Source organism: Pseudomonas sp. (assembly GCF_036387035.1).
Taxonomy (GTDB): domain Bacteria; phylum Pseudomonadota; class Gammaproteobacteria; order Pseudomonadales; family Pseudomonadaceae; genus Aquipseudomonas.
Window position 1 is genome coordinate 1 of record NZ_DASVUM010000136.1, and the last position, 16,878, is coordinate 16,878.

At 62.1% G+C, this 16,878-nt stretch carries 16 protein-coding genes; 5 read left to right on the forward strand and 11 right to left on the reverse strand.

What is annotated here, in order from left to right; translation table 11 throughout:
• Positions 1-209 precede the first annotated feature (209 nt).
• The 3 genes from VF672_RS13055 to deoC all read right to left on the reverse strand — a co-directional run bounded on the left by VF672_RS13055 (position 210) and on the right by deoC (position 2,938).
• Complete coding sequence (locus VF672_RS13055) at positions 210-1,067, reverse strand: AraC family transcriptional regulator (protein WP_331105005.1); 858 nt, start codon at positions 1,065-1,067, stop codon at positions 210-212.
• 73 nt (positions 1,068-1,140) lie between these two features.
• On the reverse strand, positions 1,141-2,094 hold the full coding sequence (locus tag VF672_RS13060; RefSeq protein WP_331105006.1) for an alpha/beta hydrolase: 954 nt from the start codon (positions 2,092-2,094) through the stop codon (positions 1,141-1,143).
• 163 nt (positions 2,095-2,257) lie between these two features.
• Complete coding sequence (gene deoC, locus VF672_RS13065) at positions 2,258-2,938, reverse strand: deoxyribose-phosphate aldolase (RefSeq protein WP_331105007.1); 681 nt, start codon at positions 2,936-2,938, stop codon at positions 2,258-2,260.
• Between the two features lie 130 nt (positions 2,939-3,068).
• On the opposite strand from deoC, the gene deoR reads away from it, so the two are divergent.
• Positions 3,069-3,839, forward strand: coding sequence for a DNA-binding transcriptional repressor DeoR (gene deoR, locus VF672_RS13070; RefSeq protein ID WP_331105008.1), 771 nt, complete (start codon positions 3,069-3,071; stop codon positions 3,837-3,839).
• A 204-nt stretch (positions 3,840-4,043) separates the two neighbouring features.
• Here deoR and VF672_RS13075 read toward each other — a convergent pair whose 3' ends face one another.
• The 5 genes from VF672_RS13075 to VF672_RS13095 all read right to left on the reverse strand — a co-directional run bounded on the left by VF672_RS13075 (position 4,044) and on the right by VF672_RS13095 (position 9,561).
• Positions 4,044-5,129 (reverse strand): aldose 1-epimerase family protein, encoded by a 1,086-nt coding sequence (locus VF672_RS13075; RefSeq protein ID WP_331105009.1) that lies wholly within the window; start codon positions 5,127-5,129, stop codon positions 4,044-4,046.
• Positions 5,126-6,457 (reverse strand): L-fucose:H+ symporter permease, encoded by a 1,332-nt coding sequence (fucP, locus tag VF672_RS13080; RefSeq protein WP_331105010.1) that lies wholly within the window; start codon positions 6,455-6,457, stop codon positions 5,126-5,128. The genes VF672_RS13075 and fucP overlap by 4 nt, the downstream gene beginning before the upstream one ends.
• A gap of 68 nt (positions 6,458-6,525) precedes the next feature.
• The gene (gene rbsK / locus VF672_RS13085; protein ID WP_331105011.1) at positions 6,526-7,446 is read right to left on the reverse strand and encodes a ribokinase; all 921 of its coding nucleotides are present in this window, start codon (positions 7,444-7,446) and stop codon (positions 6,526-6,528) included.
• A gap of 439 nt (positions 7,447-7,885) precedes the next feature.
• Complete coding sequence (locus VF672_RS13090) at positions 7,886-8,836, reverse strand: DUF979 domain-containing protein (protein WP_331105012.1); 951 nt, start codon at positions 8,834-8,836, stop codon at positions 7,886-7,888.
• Positions 8,833-9,561, reverse strand: a complete 729-nt coding sequence (locus VF672_RS13095; protein WP_331105013.1) for a DUF969 domain-containing protein — start codon at positions 9,559-9,561, stop codon at positions 8,833-8,835. Before VF672_RS13095 ends, VF672_RS13090 begins: the two co-directional genes overlap by 4 nt.
• A 307-nt stretch (positions 9,562-9,868) precedes the next feature.
• Between VF672_RS13095 and VF672_RS13100 the strand changes: the two genes are divergently transcribed.
• Positions 9,869-10,798, forward strand: a complete 930-nt coding sequence (locus VF672_RS13100; RefSeq protein WP_331105014.1) for a LysR family transcriptional regulator — start codon at positions 9,869-9,871, stop codon at positions 10,796-10,798.
• Positions 10,799-11,027: 229 nt separating this feature from the next.
• On the opposite strand, the gene VF672_RS13105 is transcribed toward VF672_RS13100, so the two are convergent.
• Complete coding sequence (locus VF672_RS13105) at positions 11,028-11,915, reverse strand: LysR family transcriptional regulator (protein ID WP_331105015.1); 888 nt, start codon at positions 11,913-11,915, stop codon at positions 11,028-11,030.
• A gap of 117 nt (positions 11,916-12,032) precedes the next feature.
• Between VF672_RS13105 and VF672_RS13110 the strand changes: the two genes are divergently transcribed.
• Both VF672_RS13110 and VF672_RS13115 read left to right on the forward strand, forming a co-directional pair.
• Complete coding sequence (locus VF672_RS13110; protein ID WP_331105016.1) at positions 12,033-12,521, forward strand: multidrug/biocide efflux PACE transporter; 489 nt, start codon at positions 12,033-12,035, stop codon at positions 12,519-12,521.
• Between the two features lie 117 nt (positions 12,522-12,638).
• Positions 12,639-13,076 (forward strand): carboxymuconolactone decarboxylase family protein, encoded by a 438-nt coding sequence (locus VF672_RS13115; RefSeq protein WP_331105017.1) that lies wholly within the window; start codon positions 12,639-12,641, stop codon positions 13,074-13,076.
• Positions 13,077-13,147: 71 nt separating this feature from the next.
• On the opposite strand, the gene VF672_RS13120 is transcribed toward VF672_RS13115, so the two are convergent.
• Both VF672_RS13120 and VF672_RS13125 read right to left on the reverse strand, forming a co-directional pair.
• On the reverse strand, positions 13,148-14,299 hold the full coding sequence (locus VF672_RS13120) for an MFS transporter (RefSeq protein WP_331105018.1): 1,152 nt from the start codon (positions 14,297-14,299) through the stop codon (positions 13,148-13,150).
• Between the two features lie 804 nt (positions 14,300-15,103).
• On the reverse strand, positions 15,104-15,745 hold the full coding sequence (locus VF672_RS13125) for an HD domain-containing protein (protein WP_331105020.1): 642 nt from the start codon (positions 15,743-15,745) through the stop codon (positions 15,104-15,106).
• A 282-nt stretch (positions 15,746-16,027) separates the two neighbouring features.
• On the opposite strand from VF672_RS13125, the gene rarD reads away from it, so the two are divergent.
• On the forward strand, positions 16,028-16,878 hold an 851-nt coding region (rarD, locus tag VF672_RS13130; protein ID WP_331105019.1), incomplete at its 3' end, for an EamA family transporter RarD.

Below are 16,878 nucleotides of genomic sequence, written 5' to 3' on the forward strand. Positions count from 1 at the left end.
GTGGGACCGGCTTCAGCCGGGAAGAGGCCGGTGGGTACGCCATCCATTTACGGTGCGACGCCCGACGCTTCCCCGGCTAAAGCCAGTCCTACTGAAACACCGCGCACTCATAGTGGGACCGGCTTCAGCCGGGAAGAGGCCGGTGGGTACGCCATGCATTTTTGGGTGTGACGCGCGACGCCTTCCCGGCTGAAGCCGGTCCCACCAGGTCAACGCGGTGATGGGGTGAGTGCCTGGCGCGCGCCCAACATCTTCAACCAGCGGCCCGGCGGATAGCCGAAGGTCTTCACGAAATGCCGCGTCATGTGGCTCTGGTCGGAGAATCCTGCCATCACCGAGGCGTCAGTCAGGGACACGCCCAACGAGATCGAATGGCGCACCAGGTCCAGCCGGCGCAGGGTCAGGTAGCGATACGGCGTGGTGCCGAACAGCACGCGAAAATCCCGCGACAGGCGCCAGCGATCGGTGTCGCTGGCCTGCTCCAGCTCGGTCAGGCTGACGCCCTGCTCCAGACTGGCCATGAGCATTTCCCGCGCACGTTGCGCGCCGGCGCAGTTAACGGTCTGCCGGCCCCTTGTCGCACCGGCGGCCGCTTGCAGGGCGATGGCGAGGTCGTAGATCGCATCGTCCAGTTCCAGCGGATCCAGCGCAGCGTTCAAATCGGACAGGAGCGCCTGAGTCGCCCGGAACAGGCGCGGGTCATTCGACGCGCCCCCCCTTATGAACGGCAGCGGCCTGCCGCCAAGCACCTGCTGAATCATCGCCGGTTCCACGTAGAACATCCGGTAGCGAAAACCATCCTCGGTTCCGGCGTGACCGTCATGGGCCTCGTCCGGGTGCAGCACCATCGTCCGCCCGGGCAGGTTGTTCACCAACTCCTTGCCGTACTGAAAGCTCTGCACCCCGGACATGGTGTGGCCGATGGCATAGGTGTCGTGGCGGTGCATCTCGAAACCGTGCCCGTGGAAATAAGCTTCGATTCGCTCGATCTGCGGCAACGGCGCGGCGCGCAGCACCCAGTCTCGCGGGGACGCAGTCAGATGGGCGTCATCTGCAGGTGTTTTCATTGGCAGCGCTCGCAGCCTCGCGGCAGTGTCCAGCCGGTACTCAGTTGAACACCGGGCTCGTGGTCAAAAAGGGCTAACCGGCTTGCTTGAGCAGCGCCGCGGATGCATTGGATGCGTGCACCGCCGGCGGCTTCTCGCTGAGCAGGTTTTCAATCGCCTGGCTGTACGCCTGCCGGCCAAGGTTCATGCTGTTGTTGTGGTTGCCGCCGGGCACCATCAGCAAGCCTTTCGGCTCCTGCGCGGCCTGAAACAGCTCTTCGCTGAAGCGCGGCGCGACGAACTGATCGGCCGTGCCGTGCACGATCAGCACCGGCATGTGCACCTCGGCGATCTTGTCGATGGAGTCGAATTTCTGCGAGATCAGCCAGCGCACCGGCAACGACGTGCGTTTACTGGCGACCGAGGACGCGACGTCGGCAAGATTGGTGAAGGTCGATTCGATGATCAGGCCACGTGCCTGGATCGGCTCGGCACCTGCTTGCGCGTCCCGGCCCAATTCAGCCGCGAGGTCGACAGCCACGGCGCCGCCCAGGGAATGCCCGTAGATCAGGCGTTCCTGCGGATCGGGTTGAAGCTGCTTCAAGCGTTCCCAGGCCACGCGCGCGTCTTCGTACACCGAGGCTTCCGAAGGCAACTGGCCTTTGCTTTGACCGAAGCCGCGGTAGTCGATGGCGAGGATGGAAAAGCCCAGCGCGCGCAGTTGTTCGATGCGGAACAGCTGGCCGGTGAGGTTCCAGCGCGAGCCGTGCAGATAGAGGATGGCCGGGGCGTCCTTCTTGTCCGAAGGCCACCACCAGGCATGAATGTTCTGCGCGAGCCCGAACGACGGGGCCTTGAGCTCAAGCTCCTGAACGTCGGACGGCAAGCCGTGGTACCAGCTCGCCGTGCCCGGCTCGATCATAAAGACCAGTTCACGTTCCGTGTGCTGCAACGCCGCGCAACCGACCGGCAAACCGACGACGATCAGCAGCATGCACAGCCAGAAGAACCAGCGGGCCTTGAGACGCGCCAGGGAGAAAGTTCGCATGGGGAAAGGCGTCCGGTGCAAAAAATGAATGCACCGGCAGTTTGCCATTCATTGGCGGGGTCGGTCCTGTTCTTTTCGGCGAAAGGCCTTCTGCCGAAAGGCCCGCGCCACGTCGGCCACGGCGCCACACGGTGGGATACCGAACCCCGCCCGACGGGCCGAATCAGTAACCCGAGCCCGACGCCGCCGCGCCGCTGACGATTGCGATGCCGGAGCTGGTGCCCAGTCGGGTCGCCCCCGCTTCGATCATCGCCACCGCCGTCGCGTAATCACGTACGCCGCCGGAGGCTTTGACACCAACGCCCTGGCCGACAACCTTGCGCATCAGGGCCACGTCTTCGAGGGTCGCGCCGCTGCGGCTGAAGCCGGTTGAGGTCTTGACGAAGGCCACGTCGAGGTCACGGCACAATTCGGAGGCGCGGATTTTCTGCGCCTCATCCAGCAGGCAGGTTTCAAAGATGACTTTCAGCGGCACCGCGCCACAGGCGTCTTTGACGGCGGCGATGTCATCGCGCACTTCGTCAAACAGGCCGTCCTTCAGCCAGCCGATGTTCAGCACCATGTCGATCTCACCCGCGCCGGCCGCGATGGCTTGCTTCGCTTCGAACGCTTTGGTGTCGCTCAGCCCGGCACCCAGCGGAAAGCCGACCACGGCGCAGACCTTCACGGCTTCGCCGGCCAGCAAGGACGCGGCATACGGCACCTGGCCAGAGTTCACGCACACCGAATAGAATCCGTGTTCTTGCGCCTCGCGGCACAGGGTCGCGATCTGGTCGCGGCTGGCGTCGGCGACCAACAAGGTGTGGTCGATGTACTGTGCGAGTGCTGCGGGTTCGATCTTCATGGTCAATCGTTTCCTGATAGTGAAGCGGTCACAAGCGACACGCTTTAAGCTTCATGCCTGAGCGCATCATTTTATGTTGTAAATATAACAATGAATGTTATTTTTTTACCATATCCATTCGACAATCGGAATGCCCGTGGACAGTAAAAAATCCGACCGTATCAAGCTTATCCAGCAAGCCCTGCAAGACCAGAAGGCCATTCACTTGAAGGAAATGGCCGCCCTGTTGGACGTTTCGGAGATGACGCTGCGGCGCGACCTGACCCGGCACCCCGACAAATTTCATTTGCTGGGCGGGCACATCACCCTGGCGTTCGATCCGGCCGAGGCCAGTGATTACAAGGTCACCGAGCAAGGCACCCGCCACGTCGAGGAAAAGCGGCGCGTCGGCAAGCTGGCTGCGGCGTTCATTCAACCCGGCGACACGGTGTTTTTCGACTGCGGCACGACGATCCCTTTCGTCATCGACTTCATTCCGGACGAGCTGGAATTCACCGCCGTGTGCAACTCGCTCAACGTCTTGCTCAAGCTGCAGCAGAAGCCCAACTGCTCCATCGTCGTGTGCGGCGGCACCTTTCATCGCAAGAATCAGGTCTTTGAACACCACAGCGAAGCCACGATTCTGGATGGCATCCGCCTGACCTGGGCGTTCGTTTCGGCGGCCGGCGTCAGCGACACGCTGGGCGTGACCTGCTTTAACTTCAACGAAGTCGAGGTGAAGCAAAAGGTTTTGCGTCAGGCCCGGCACTGCATGTTGCTGGCCGATCATTCAAAGTTCGACGCCGTGCGGACCGCCCACTTCGCCACGTTGCAGGACTTTCATGTAGTGGTGAGCGACAAGAAGCTGCCCAAGGCGTACCGCGACCTGATTGAGGGGTACGGGGCGCGGTGGGTGGTGTAAGCAACTCATCCTAAGGTTCGCTGCTCCGGCGGCAACAAACGCCGGATCCGTAGGAGCCGCCGGGGTGGCGCCAGCTTGCTGGCGAAAGCGATCGGTCTGCAAGCGGGTGCGCAGCTGACCCACCGCGTTCGCCACTGTCGTAACCTCCAGCAGCTCCTACAGGGACCGCGCACCCAGTCGATATCTGGGCGAGCGAAAAGGCCGTCAGCGTTTCAAATCCCCTTCAAGCTGCCGCACTTCTTCAGCGCCCAGATACCCCGTCGTGACGCTGAACGACGCGCTCTCCCCTGCCCCAAGCTGGCGGACATTGCCTTTGGCCTGTTCCGCCAGATAGCCCTCGGGCTCGCAGGTCGCAGGCAGCACAAAGGCGGCCACCTGCTGATCGGCGTTGTGCAGAATCCAGCGCGCCGCATGATCGAACTGTGCCGGCTGGTAGCGCGTGTAAAACGCCGGACCCTCGGGATGCTTGAGCAGGAAGTGAGCATGGCCCTGGTCGTCCGCCTGCACACCCTCAAAGAAGCAGACGATCTCCGGGTCGTACAACGCTGGCGTGCTCAGGCTTTCCAGCCGCGAAGGATCTTCCGTCAGCTCGGCCATGTACGCCGACCACGCCGGCGTCGGCTTTACGTGGGCAGGAACGCTGCTGCGCACCCGCGTGCGCGTCATGCCCAAGGGCTCGACGAAACGCCCTCCTTCGACGTAGGCGTAATTCATGTGGGCCATGTACATCAGGTCCATCGGCTTGCCCGCCAGATTGCGTACGTCCATGCCGATGTCGAACAGCGCCGAGTCCGGCCGCAAGGTCACGCTCGGCCTGGCGCGATAGTGGTCGCCAAACCCCATCACGTATTCGTATTCGCCGCCAATGCGCAGAAACGCGCCGGCAGCGTCTTCGCCGACCTCCAGCCAGGCGCTGTCCATCGCCGCGCACGGCATTTCGCCGTGCAGCGGGTGGTCGTCTTGCGGCGTGGGGCAGCCGTTGCGCAACAGCCCGCTGTGGAACATGAAGCAACCATAGGTGCCGATCACCGTCGGACTCGGGCGCGGCTGCTCGAACATGTTGCGCATGGTCAGGTCGCAGCCATCGAACAGCGCCGACCAGATCATTTGCCCCTGATACGGCAGCACCACGACGCGCCCGCGATTGTTTTCCAGCGCCAGGGCTTTTACGCCGCTGGGATAGGTCCAGGCCAGCACGCGGAAATCAGCGGACTCCAGCAGCGTCTTTTCAGCAGCGCTGAACAGCTCGGGGTACAGCGAGATCGTGGTGCGCTTTTCGGTCGTAATCATGAGGCTGTCACCGCGCCAGCCGGTGCGTTGGCGGCCAGCGGATCACGCATGCATTTGATGGCGTAGGCGACGATCACCACGAAGCACAGCAGCGGCACCGTGTAGGCGATCTGCATGTTGCCGTGGGTCGCATCGGAGAGCAGGCCCTGGAAGATCGGCATCACGCCGCCGCCGACAATACTCATCACCAGCAGCGAACCGCCGACGCCGGTGTCTTCACCCAGACCGTCGATGGTCAGGCCATAAATGGTCGGCCAGCAGGGGCCCAGGAAAATGCTCACACCAACGGCCGCATAGACCGCGCTGATGTTCGGCACCAGAATCGTGTAGGCCAGCAACACAATGGTCAGCACGCCATAGATCGCCAGCACCTTGGCAGGAGACATTTTGCGCATCAGCAGGTTGGCGACCATCTTGCCAACGAAGTACGCGGCGAAGGTGGTCAGCAGGAACCACGAGGCGCTGCGCTCGTTCATCCCGCCCATCTGCATCGCCAGGCGAATGGTGAAACTCCACACGCCGACTTGCGCGCCGACATACAGGAACTGCGCCAGCACGCCGAACGTGAAGCGCGGGTTGCGCCACAGACGCGACAGGCTCTGACCGATGCTGCTCGATTTCACATGGGCCTGCACCACGCCCTTGCACGCTGGGAACTTGGTGAAGGCGATCAGCACGAACATCAGAACCAGCACTGCGATCATCCATTTGTACGGCAGCAGCGTTGACTGGATCATTTGCAATTGCTGGACCGCGGCTTCCGAAGCGCTCATCTGCGTCAGTTGCTCGCGGGTGGCGTCGGTGTCCTTGAACATCACGAAGCTGCCGACGTACACGCCCGTCATTGCACCGAACGGGTGGAATGTCTGGGAAATGTTCAGGCGGCGGGTCCCGGTTTCACGCGGCCCCATCAGCGTCGAGTAGGTGTTGCAGGCGGTTTCGAGGAACGCCAGGCCAGCCGCGATGACGAACAGCGCCATCAGGAACATGCCGTATTTGGCCATCGATGCCGCCGGGAAGAACAGCGAACAGCCGGCCATGTACAGCACCAGACCGATGAGGATGGTGGTCTTGTAGCTGAAACGCCTGACGACCATCGCCGCTGGAATCGCCACGAAGAAGTAACCGAGATAGAACGCCGACTGCACGAAGGACGTCTGCACATCGCTGAGCAGGAAGGCTTTCTTGAAGTGCGCGATGAGCACGTCGTTCATGCTCGCGGCCGCAGCCCACAGCGCGAAGCAGCAGCACAGCAGCAGGAAGGCGAACCACGGCGTGCGGTTCAGGTAGAACCCGTCCGGTGATTGTTGGAGCGCGGGCTTTGTCATTGTTGTTCTCCGGGAAGTACAGGAAATACCCCGCCCTGCCGATCAGGCGATCGGCAAGGCGCGGCGGCTCAAAGGGTGTCTAGGAAGTGACTGAACGCGGCAGCGTCCGGGTAGGAACTCTGGGTGCCCAGGCCGGTGACCGAGCAGGCTGAATACGCCACCGCGCGGGTCATGGCGTTGCGCATGTCGCCGTCTTCGCTCCAGTGGCGAGCAAAGCAACCGATGAACGCATCGCCGGCGCCTGTGGTGTCGCGGGCATCGACCTTGATGCCTTCGACGCGGAACTCGCCTTCTTCGCCGACGTACAACGCGCCTTTTTCACCGAGGGTGACGATGACGTGGCGAATCCCGTCCTGCACCAGTTGCAGAGCGGCCGCACGGGCCGAATCCACCGAGTCGATGACGAGCCCGGTGACCAGCGCCAGTTCGGTTTCGTTGGGGACGAAGAAATCCAGCTGCGACAGGTGCTCGCGGCTCAGGCCCTTCACCGCAGGTGCGGGATTGAGCAGCACTGGAATGCCGTTGGCCTTGGCGAAATCAATGGCGTGGTAGACCGTTTCCAGTTCGATTTCCAGTTGCAGCACGATCAGTGCGCAGTCGCGCAAGGCGGCCTGGGCAGCGTCGATGTCCGCAGGTTTCAGGTGCGCATTGGCGCCTTTGACGATGAGGATGCTGTTGTGCGAATCGCTCTGCACAAAGATCGGCGCCACGCCACTGGAAACCCCGGCGACGCGCTGGACGAACTGGGTGTCGATACCGTAACGCTTGAAATTGGCCAGGGTGTTGTCGGCAAACATGTCGTCGCCGACCTTGCTCAGCATCAACACTTCAGCGCCCAGCTTGGCCGCCGCCACCGCCTGATTGGCGCCCTTGCCACCGCAACCCATGGCGAAATTCGGTGCTTCGAGGGTCTCGCCCTGCGCCGGCATCCGGTCGATGTAGGTGATCAAATCCACCATGTTGCTGCCGATGACCGCGATCTTGTTCATGTGTGTGAGTACCTTGTTCACCCGCTGGGCCCGGAAGATGAGCCACCGACGCGGCTTTATTTTTGTTATTTAAATAACATTTTGTGTGACTATTCAACCTATTTCTTGCAAGGGGGACATGCGGCTTGGTGCGTAGCGCACATGTCGTTCCCCGCAAGCGGGTTGGAATGCCTGAAACAGAGGGATTGCGGGCACTGGTCGTACAGACCATGGATTCGCGCAAACGTTTGCGATGAGGAAATTTATTGCGTGATGAAGGGAGTGGGTGAAGCGCGGGCGGGAGGGAGTGCGTTGTGAACAGGCAGGTATTTTGCTGGCGCTTCGCGCCAGATCGCGGGACAAGCCACGCTCCTACAGAGGACCGCAATCAACTGTAGGACCGCGCTTGCCCGCGAAAGCGTCAGTCCAGGCGCTGCAATTGCATCAGGAAATGAGCTAGCTACATCAGGAAATACAGCAGCACAATATTCGCCACCAGCATCGCCAGCGCCGTGGGTATCTGGGCCTTGATCACCGCGTACTTGTCGGGCAGTTCCAGCAAGGCCGCCGGAATCAGGTTGTAGTTGGCCGCCATGGGCGTCATCAACGTGCCGCAGTAGCCCGAGAACATGCCGATGGCGGCCATGACCGCAGGGTTGGCGCCATACATGCCCACCAAAACCGGCACGCCGATTCCGCCGGTCATGACCGGAAACGCGGCAAAACCGTTGCCCATGACGATGGTGAACAGCGCCATCCCGAGTACGTACACCATCACCGCGACGAGGCGAAAATCCAGGTTGATGTACGCCGTCGCCAGGTGCGCCACGGCTTTACCAACGCCTGCGTCGTTGAACACCAGGCCCAGCATCGCCAGCATCTGTGGCAGCACCAGCGCCCAACCCAATGCTTCGGTCAGACGCCGCGACTCGCGCATGGCCTGCACCGGCGTATCGCGGGTCAGCCAGCAGGCCAGGGCCAGGGCCACCAGACTGCCAATGCCCAGTGACACGAATGTGCTGTTGGCCGGGTCCAGCAGGAACACGTCACCGAACTTGATGTTCTTCAGCAGCACCGCGCCAATCACCGTCACCAGCGGAATCGCCAAGGCCGGGATGAACAGTTTGTTCTTCAGGCGCCCTGCACTGGCGCGCCGCGCCTGATCATTAAGGTTTTCATGCCGGCCGAAACCCACGCCGCCGAACCCGGCGATCACGGCCATGGCGATGACGCCAACACCCACCCAGACCGGTGGCAGCTTCTCGCCCACCAGAAACGCGATGGCGAACAGGCCCCAGAACAACCCCGTGGTCCAGCGTTTGGGATTGCTGCGGTCGATCGTGGTCATGAACGACGTGATCGCCAGAATCACGCCCGCCAGCCAGTAAAGGTATTGAATGGAAATGATCATGGCGCCAGCTCCTTGTCGACAGCCGAGCCCGGCGGCAGCACCGTCAGCTCGCGGTTCAGGCGCTGATCGAATCGGTGCAGGCGAATGGCGTGAATGACAAAGGCGCAAATCGCCGTCGGGATCCCCCAGAAGGCGATGTGCATGGGGTCAACGTCAATGCCCGAGCCCAGCAGGAAGGTGTGCATCAGCGCAATCGCACCGAACGCCACGAAGATGTCTTCGCCGAAGAACAGCCCGACGTTGTCCGTCGCCGCGCACAATGACAACAGCTTGGTACGCAACGCTTCGGGCAGCTTGCCGAAGCGCGATTCAGCCGCGCCTTCAGCCATGGGCGCCAGCAGCGGCCGGACCATCTGCGGATGGCCGCCCAGGCTGGTCAGGCCCAGCGCAGCGGTGGTCTCCCGAACGAACAGGTAGGCAATCAGCAGGCGTCCGGCCGTGGCGCCGGTGAACCGGGCAATCCAGTTCTGCGCATGCAGACGCAGGCCGTGGCGTTCGAGCACGCCGATCACCGCCAGCGGCAAGAGGATGATCAGCGGCAGCGTGCGGGTTTTGATGAAGCCGCTGCCGATGGTCGCCAGAAGGGTCTCCAGCGGCATACTGGCCGCAAGGCCGGTGGTCAAAGCAGCGAGTGCCACGACCAGCATGGGATTGAGGCGCAGGACGAAGCCCAGAACGATGACCAGCACGCCAAGCAGCGGCCAGAGGTTGATAGCGGTTTGCATGATGAGGTTCTCGTTGGCGGTGGCGGTACCTTGCTGGTGCACGAATCAGTAGCATGTTCGGGAAACGAGCCGGTTGCAGCGCCGAGGCTCAACGGAGGCACAGTGCCGCAGCCCCATGGCACCGCAGTCACTGGCGAGGCGTCCAACGGGAAAAACCCGCTATGGCCCATAAAATTTTCTGTTGGCGGAGTGGCATGCAACCTGCTGTCCACGTCGGCAGTCTGCACAGGTCGTGCCGGTCACGGGATGTCTGCATCAGGTCACACGGAACGCCAGCCGGCGCTCAATTGTTCAAGGAAATCCCTCGGTGAACCTCAAATTTCTGGAAACCTTCGTCTGGGTCGCGCGGCTGAAAAGCTTTCGCCTGACCGCAGAAAAACTGTTCAGCACACAGGCCTCCATCTCAAGCCGCATCGCCGCGCTGGAGGATGAAATGGGCGTGCGGCTGTTTGTCCGGGATTCCAAAGGCGTGTCGCTGACCCCCGAGGGTATGCGCGTGCTCGAATACGCCGAGCACATCATGGACACGATGCAAAGCATGAAGGCGGCAGTCAAAGACCCAAGCCAGGTTCGGGGTCGAATCCGCATCGGCGCCATGGATACGGTGATACACACCTGGCTCAGCCCCTTGGTAACACGCCTGATGAAGTGTTACCCGAATCTGGAGATCGAGCTCACCGCCGAGACCGCCAGCAACCTCTGCTCGCAGCTGGAAAAGGGTTATCAGGATATTATTTTTCAGACCGACGTCTTGCGCTTCGACAACGTGCGCAACGCGGTGCTGGCACGCTATCCCCTGCGCTGGGTGGTGCCGGCGGGTTCGTCCTTCGACCGCCCGGACGTGACCCTGGAAGAGATCGCCGAGGCGCGCATCGTCACGTTCTCGCGCAACTCGCGACCGCACCAGGACATCCTCAACCTGCTGCACACCGCCAACATCGTCACCCCTCGAATCAATTGCGTGAACTCTGCCTCGGCCATCACCCGACTGGTGCGCGACGGCTTCGGCATCGGCGCGCTGCCGGTGACGCTGGTGCACGGCGAGCTGGCTCAGGGCGTATTGACGCTGATCGAAAACGTCCCGCTGCCGCCGTTGATGGACATCGTCGCCAGCTGGCGCACCGGGGCGGGGATGGACCTGGTCGAGGACATCGTCGACCTGGCCCGCGAGGCCGTGGCGGCATTCGCCAAGGAAATGCCGGCGGGGTTTGTGTCGGAAGGAAGTCCGGACCTGTAACGGTAGGAGCGTGGCTTGTCACGCGATCGGGGACGCAGTCGCCGTGATGACTGGCACCGAAATCGCCTGACCAGTCTGAGTGACCATTTGCTGCCGCTGAGCGGCAGATCGCGGGACAAGCCACGCTCCTACATGACGCGGTTGCGGCCGCAAGTTGGTGCGTTTCAAGCCATAACGCTCCGCTAAGGTATACGCCTTGGCGTTACTGCGACGTTGGATGCAGCCGTTTTCAATACCCGCCCCGGCCCTCCAGCAACGTATCAAGCAACCACGTCCCCGCCGGGCCCAGGCTTTTTTGCCGGGACCAGATCACGTCGACCGCCGAGCTGCGCGGCCAGCCCGGGACCTTGAGTTCCTTCAACCGGCCCTGGCCGCACGTGCTCACCAGCCAGCGCGGCAGCGCCGACCAGCCGAATCCGAAGATCGCCATGTCCATCAGCAGCAGGTAATTGGGCGCCGACCAGCTGCGTCGCGCACCGCTGGGCAGGTCGTCGGTGGGCACGCTCTCGTCAACGATGGTGTTCAGGCGCAACGCGCGATGCTGCGCGAGATGACGGTAGTCAACGGCCACTTCGGCGGCCAGCGGATGCGCGTGGGAAACGAAGATTCCGAAGTCGGCGCGCTCGACGATGGTCGCGTAGCCGACTTCCGGCGGATACGAGGCCTGGGCCGACAGCAGGCCCAACGACGCCCGACCGGTCTGGATCAGGTTGATCGCGTCGCCGTGTTCGGCGAACACACACTCCAGTTCCAGCTCCGGAAAGCGCTGATCGAGTTCGGTCATGCGCGCCTGAAATTCAGCGAACTGGTTGGCGTCCGACAGCACCAGCGTCAGGCGCGGCTCCATGCCCTCAGCCAGACGCCCGGCCGCACGACGCAACGTATCGGACGCTGCGAGCACATCCTCGATGCGGCCTTCCAGCGCCCTGCCCGCTTCGGTCAACGCCGGATGGCGGGTCGAGCGGTCGAACAGTTCAAGGCCTAGATCGATCTCCAGCCGTGAAATGGCCTCACTGATGGTTGACTGGCTTTTGCCCAAACGCCGCGCGGCTGCGCTGAACGAACCCAGTGCGATGGTCTGCGCGAAGGCCTCAAGGGCTTCGGGGGAATAGCTCACAGGAACACCTTTAAACAAGGGGGACGTCGCCATCGGTTTTTCCGATGGGACCGATTTTCACTCTAGACCATCACGCGCCGACAATGCACCCCTGCCCGTCGCACAGTGATGACCTTCATGCCTCTGCACACCCTCTCGCCCAACAAGCCCGCAAAGTCGGTCGTGGCCCCAAAATCCGTGAAAGAGCGCGCGCTGCATGCGTTGCTGTTCGAACTCATCGGCGTCCTGATGTTTGCACCCGGGCTGGCCTGGGTACTCGGCCAGTCCATTGGCAAGATGGGCGCGATGACGGTGATGATCTCCACGGTGGCCATGCTCTGGAACATGGTGTTCAACGCGGGCTTCGATCGCCTGCGCGCCCGGTTCGGTTTCGCCATGAGTCTCAAGGCCCGGGCGCTGCATGCCATCAGCTTTGAGGTGGGGTTGGTGTTTATGGTGGTGCCGATGGTGGCGTGGTGGCTGTCGGTCAGTCTGCTGGAAGCGTTTGTGCTCGACATCGGCCTGCTGCTGTTGTTTCTGCCGTATACGATGCTGTTCAACATGGCTTACGACCACGTTCGCGAGCGGGTGATTACCCGCCCGCGGCACTGCGCTGCTGATCGATAGCGGCGCGATTGGTCTCCGGTAAACCTCTTTGATTGGCTATCTGGCCTTGGGCAACGCGGGCGTAACATCTCGCCACGTCCAGCGGCTTCCGCCGGCCACTTGAAGAGAGAACCCATCATGCACAACCGAATTGCCTGGGCCCAAAAATCGCCTGAAGCTTACAAAGCCATGGTCGGCCTGGAAACTGCGCTGAGCAAATCCGGGCTGGATCATTCGCTGCTGGAGCTGATCCGTCTGCGTGCCTCGCAACTCAACGGCTGCGCCTACTGCGTCAACATGCACGCCAACGATGCGCGCAAGGCCGGCGAAACCGAGTCCCGCCTGCAGACCCTCAGCGTGTGGGAGGAAACCGAATTCTTCACCGAAAAGGAAAAAGTCGTACTTGCCTGGGTCGAAAGCCTGACCCTGCTGCCCGTGCATCGCGCTCCGCAGCATCAGTACGAAGCGCTGCTCAAGCATTACAGCGAGGCCGAGGTGGTCAACATCACGCTGGCCGCCGCCACCATCAACGCCTGGAACCGCTTCGGCGTGGGCTTTGCGATGATGCCGAGCTGATCCCCGGCAGGCGCCTGAGCCTGTTGCGGGCAGACGCGCTGCGGCACAAACGCGTCAATCGGCGATAACCATCAGACCCGCAAGAACCGACCGCTGACGGCCACACCCAGCAGCAGCACGGCGATGATCATGAACGCCGCGCCGAGGCTGCTGAGGTGGGCAACGAAACCGATCCCGGCCGGCCCCATCAGAATGCCGATGTAGCCCAGCGTGGTGATCGCCGGCACTGCAACGTTCTCGGGCATGGTTGTCTGCCGGCCGACTGCGCTGTAGAACACCGGCACGATGTTGGAGCAGCCGATGCCCACCAGCGCGTACCCGCACAGCGCCGCCTGCCAGACCGGAATCAACGTGGCGACGGTCATACCGGCCGCCGCGCACAGCCCGCCAAACAAGATGATTTTGTGCACGCCAAGACGCCGGACGATGGGATCGCCGCACAGGCGCCCGATTGCCATGGCCAGGGCGAACACGGCATAGCCGAAGCCCGCGTAGGATGGCTCGACGCCGCGCTGGGCGCTGAGGAACACCGCGCTCCAGTCGAGCATGGCGCCTTCGGTGAGAAAAACCGTGAAGCACATCAGGCCGATGAACAGCACCACGCCACGAGGGATTGCAAACGCCGGTCCTCCCGCTTCGCTGCCGTAGGGCAACAAATGGGGCGCCGCCTTGTACAGCGCGAAGGCAATGAACAGCGCAACGAAGGCCATCGCCAGCCACGGCCAGACCCCGACACTCAATAACGCCGACACCCCTGCCGCGCCGAGAATCCCGCCACAACTGAACAGGCCGTGAAACCCCGACATCATGGTCTTGCCGCTGGCCCGCTCAACGATGATCGCCTGAATATTGGTCACACAACCCAACGCGCCCATGCTGGCGCCGTAGATAAAGAGTGTGGCGACCATCAGTGGAGCGGAGGTGAGTGTGGCCAGCAATGGCAGGCACACACAGGCGATGACGCCCGTCACCGCAATCAAGCGCCGACAGCCATAGCGCACGGTCATCGCCCCGGCCAACGGCATGGAAACGATCGAGCCGATGCCCAAACACAGCAGCAACAGCCCCAGGCCGGCGTCGTCCAGACCCAGACGACTTTTTGCATAAGGCACCAGTGGCGCCCAGGCGGAGATGCTGAAACCGGTGACGAAGAAGGCGATACGTGTCGAAAACTGCTCCAGTCGCCCCGGTACCACGGGCGCTGCGGTGCTGATGGAGGTCATTGCCGCTCCCTTGAAAACAGCGGCCCGTCATAGGCCGCTACGGGACCAGCCTAACAAAGCTTGAAACAATGCCGAAGAAGGGATGTTGAAGGAAACGGCCTCAGAAAAGCCTCAATCTATCTCCCAGACCCAGGCGCGGAGCGCCAAAGGATGCATGCCCGCGCGGAGCGTGGGAACGATCACCTCGAGCGGTGGGCCGCAGAATTCATGGCGCCCAAACCGGCCCCTTCCCGGCTAAAGCCGGTCCCACTGACAGCAACGCGTGCAGCCAAAGCCGGTCCCACTGACAGCAGCGCGTGCAGCCAGTGGGACCGGTGTTAGCCGGGAATGGACGCAGAGCGCCCTGAGATGCATGCCCACGCAGAGCGTGGGCACGATCAACGGTCTGAGTGGGCCCGGCTTCAACCGCAGAAAAACGCGGTGTTCAGTGGGACCGGCTTTAGCCGGGAAGCTGTTGCTCTGCTTGTGATCTGCTTGTGATCTGCTCGTGATCTATTCGTGCTCTGCTTGTGATCTGCTTTTGATCTTCATACGCAAAAGGCTCGTACACCGCCAATCGCGACTTGGGTGCAGGCTGAACGCAGGTCTCGCGGAGTGGGCCGAGCGGCATGGATGCCGCGAGAGCCGCCCCCCGCCATGGATGGCGGATGGCGGCGGGCCCACGGAGCGAGACCGGAGTGAAGGAACCCTGACGAAGGAAGGGCCAAACCGAGAGCAGGCACTTTTGGTTACTTTTAGTGCTTTTTAAAAGTAACTCGCCGAAGGCGAAACCCGAGACCGTTAGGCCGACGCCCTTGATCTTGATCACCCTTTCCAAGGCGACTGCCGAATGATCTCCACAAAATTCAGCGGCTTGAACGTCGGATCCTCATCCACCAACACATCGGCATTCACGGTACCAAACGTAGTATCAGGCTTGTGCCGAAAGCCATTGGCAAAGGCGCACAAAATACACTCCTTAAACCCTTCACCGCGCGGATGAGCATGGGTCACAACCTCACGTTGCTCATCGCTGAACTGCGCATAACTGATGCCCAGCACATCCATCTCGACCCCCGCCGTGACCAGCGCCACGTTCGGCCGCAGATGCTCAGGCACCCCAGGCGTGGTGTGCAACGCAATCGACAACCAGACCTGCTCGATGTCGCCCTCGGACAACCCGAACGGCGTCATGAACGCCCGCGCCGCGTTAGCCGAATCCACTTCAAAACGCAGATCGGCACTGCGATGCTGCTCCACCAGACCCAAGTCATGAAACATCGCGCCGACGTAGAGTTGTTCGGCATCGTAGGCCAGCCCCTTGCGCTCGCCGGTCAGCGCCCCCCACAAAAAGACCCGGCGCGAGTGATTGAACAGCAGGTCATCCTCCTGCTCGCGGATGTACTCGGTGGTGGCGCGGGCGAGCGCGCTGTCGGGGATCTTGATACCGGCGATTGATTGAGTCATCAGGGTGTCTCTCCAGCGGCCGCACCGGTGTGGCGCGTTGAAGAGAAGTCTGAGCGACGCGGCATATTGGCTCAATCAGCACGCGGTCTCGTTCTCTGCCAAACGTGCATCGTTTACTGCCAGCTCACCTGCGGTTTACCAGATTGCTGCGGACCGCCCGCACCACCTCGGATAAACTCTGCGCCGTTCACCCTGCTCGGATTCATCGAGCGCGCCGCCAGAGCCCGCCGATCAAAGCATTCCTGCACCTCAATCCTGATGAATCGAAAACAAGGAGCCCCTGTGTACAAGGGCGTTGCGTTATCGGTCATGGCCTCCTGCCTGTTCGCGGTCATGTACTACTACACCTCATTGCTCACCCCTTTGAGCGGTGAAGAAATCTTTGGTTGGCGCATGCTGCTGACCCTGCCCTGCGTGACGCTCTTCATGCTCTCCAGCGGAGACTGGAAACTCACCCGCGCCCTCGCCGTCCGGGTGCGCCAGACGCCGGCGCTGCTGGCCGGCATGGCGCTGTCGGCGACGCTGATGGGCGCGCAGTTGTGGCTGTTCATGTGGGCCCCGCTGCACGGCCGCAGTCTTGAGGTATCGCTGGGTTATTTTCTGCTGCCGCTGACCATGATCCTCACCGGGCGCGTGGTGTACGGGGAGCACCTGTCGCACCTGCAGAAAATCGCCGCCTGTTGCGCGCTGGTCGGTGTCGGCAACGAACTGCTGCGCCTGGGCAGCTTTTCCTGGGAAACGCTGCTGGTGTGCCTGGGCTATCCGCTGTACTTCGTGCTGCGGCGCAAGCTCAAGACCGACAACCTTGGCGGTCTGTGGTGGGACATGCTGCTGATTCTGCCCGTTGCCGTGCTGTTCATCTGTCAGGGCAACCCGTCGGTGGTCCAGCAATTCCCACGCTTATACGGGCTGATTCCGGTACTGGGAGCGATCAGTGCGTTGGCGTTGGTCAGCTACATTCGCGCCAGCCGGCTGCTGGCGTTCAGCGTGTTCGGTTTGCTGAGCTACGTGGAGCCGGTGCTGCTGGTGGGCGTCGCGCTCTTGCTGGGCGAATCCATCGGCCGCGATGAATGGATGACCTACCTGCCCATCTGGCTGGCGGTCATGGTGCTGGTGGGTGAAGGCGCCAAACA

What these genes read in the sequence shown, in the direction of transcription:
- VF672_RS13095 (WP_331105013.1), bottom strand. Translation starts at nt 9,561, where the DNA reads ATGCAAACCGCTATCAACCTCTGGCCGCTGCTTGGCGTGCTGGTCATC.
- VF672_RS13075 (WP_331105009.1), bottom strand. Translation starts at nt 5,129, where the DNA reads ATGATTACGACCGAAAAGCGCACCACGATCTCGCTGTACCCCGAGCTG.
- fucP (WP_331105010.1), bottom strand. Translation starts at nt 6,457, where the DNA reads ATGACAAAGCCCGCGCTCCAACAATCACCGGACGGGTTCTACCTGAAC.
- VF672_RS13060 (WP_331105006.1), bottom strand. Translation starts at nt 2,094, where the DNA reads ATGCGAACTTTCTCCCTGGCGCGTCTCAAGGCCCGCTGGTTCTTCTGG.
- deoC (WP_331105007.1), bottom strand. Translation starts at nt 2,938, where the DNA reads ATGAAGATCGAACCCGCAGCACTCGCACAGTACATCGACCACACCTTG.
- VF672_RS13120 (WP_331105018.1), bottom strand. Translation starts at nt 14,299, where the DNA reads ATGACCTCCATCAGCACCGCAGCGCCCGTGGTACCGGGGCGACTGGAG.
- rbsK (WP_331105011.1), bottom strand. Translation starts at nt 7,446, where the DNA reads ATGAACAAGATCGCGGTCATCGGCAGCAACATGGTGGATTTGATCACC.
- VF672_RS13110 (WP_331105016.1), top strand. Translation starts at nt 12,033, where the DNA reads ATGCCTCTGCACACCCTCTCGCCCAACAAGCCCGCAAAGTCGGTCGTG.
- VF672_RS13115 (WP_331105017.1), top strand. Translation starts at nt 12,639, where the DNA reads ATGCACAACCGAATTGCCTGGGCCCAAAAATCGCCTGAAGCTTACAAA.
- VF672_RS13090 (WP_331105012.1), bottom strand. Translation starts at nt 8,836, where the DNA reads ATGATCATTTCCATTCAATACCTTTACTGGCTGGCGGGCGTGATTCTG.
- deoR (WP_331105008.1), top strand. Translation starts at nt 3,069, where the DNA reads ATGCCCGTGGACAGTAAAAAATCCGACCGTATCAAGCTTATCCAGCAA.
- VF672_RS13055 (WP_331105005.1), bottom strand. Translation starts at nt 1,067, where the DNA reads ATGAAAACACCTGCAGATGACGCCCATCTGACTGCGTCCCCGCGAGAC.
- VF672_RS13125 (WP_331105020.1), bottom strand. Translation starts at nt 15,745, where the DNA reads ATGACTCAATCAATCGCCGGTATCAAGATCCCCGACAGCGCGCTCGCC.